The 1,198-nt window shown below is 58.7% G+C and carries 2 protein-coding genes; both read left to right on the top strand.

The features are described 5' to 3' along the window. The first annotated feature begins 75 nt into the window (after positions 1-75). Positions 76-519 carry a helix-turn-helix domain-containing protein gene (locus R6254_RS21915; RefSeq protein WP_309682171.1) on the top strand — a complete coding sequence of 148 codons (444 nt, stop codon included), beginning with the start codon at positions 76-78 and terminating at the stop codon, positions 517-519. Next, positions 519-1,190, top strand: a complete 672-nt coding sequence (locus R6254_RS21920; RefSeq protein WP_318409805.1) for an IS630 family transposase — start codon at positions 519-521, stop codon at positions 1,188-1,190. Before R6254_RS21915 ends, R6254_RS21920 begins: the two co-directional genes overlap by 1 nt. The last annotated feature ends 8 nt before the right edge of the window (positions 1,191-1,198 follow it).

Raw genomic sequence — 1,198 nt, forward strand, 5'->3', positions numbered from 1 at the left:
CTAGTACGTTGACACATAAATAACGAAACATATATAAACTCTCGTTGTCGCCATTTGGCATACCGGAGTTTGATCATGCGCCAGACAGAACTGCACTTGACCGAGGAGGACCGCTCGGTCATTGAGGAGATTCGCAGCAAGGGCTTGCATCATGCGCGACAAGTCAATCGGGCGCATATGCTGTCCTGTCTGGATCGAGGCGTCCCAGAGGCCCAGATCATGGCCGTTCTTGGCGTCGGGCGTACTGCCGTGTGGCGCACCCGCGCGGCGTATTTGCAAGGAGGCTTGGAGTTGGCGATGTTTGACGTGGCGCGCTCAGGTCGGCCCGTCCAGTACGACACGGATGCCGAGGCACGGGTGACTGCGTTGGCTTGCTCAGCTCCGCCCGAAGGCCGACAACGCTGGACGATGATCGAGCTCGAACGTGCCGCCCGCCAGGAACCGGGTCTGGGCGCCGTAAGCAGGGAAACCGTGCGGCGCATGCTCAAAAAAACGATCTCAAGCCCTGGCGCAAGCTGATGTGGTGCATCGGGGCGTTGACCGAGGAATACCGGCAACGGATGTACAACTTGCTCGAACTCTACGCACGGCCACTGTCTCAGGCTGAACCGGTGATTTGTATCGACGAGAAGAGCCTGCAGCTCATCGGCAACAGCCGCGCGCCGCTGCCCATGGCCCAACACATTCCAGCCAAGCAGGACTATGAGTACACGCGTCACGGCACGACCAACCTGTTCGTGGCCGTGGAGCCCAAGGCGGGACAGCGCATCGTCTCGGTCACCGAGCGCCGAGGCAAGGTGGACTTCGTTGCCTTCATCGGTGGACTGCTCACCGGCGCATACGCCAAGGCGCGCCGAGTCCACTTGGTGCTGGACAACCTCAATACTCACTTCAGAAAGTGCTTCGACGATGTGCTGGGTCAGCGCGCGGCCACAAAGCTCTTGCGCAGGGTGCAATTTCACTACACGCCCAAACACGCGAGTTGGCTGAACATGGCGGAAATTGAGATCGGCGTTCTCAGCCGCCAGTGCTTGGATCGACGGATTGCCAGTCGGCAACTGCTGCGATCAGAAGTCGATGCTTGGCAGCAAGCTCGAAACGCCCTTCAGCGAACCATCGAGTGGAAATTCACTCGGCAGGATGCAGATACAAAGCTTGGGCGATACTATGTTTCGAAACTTGCGTGTTGATGTACTAG

The organism is Polaromonas potterensis (genome assembly GCF_033446725.1).
GTDB lineage: Bacteria > Pseudomonadota > Gammaproteobacteria > Burkholderiales > Burkholderiaceae_C > Polaromonas.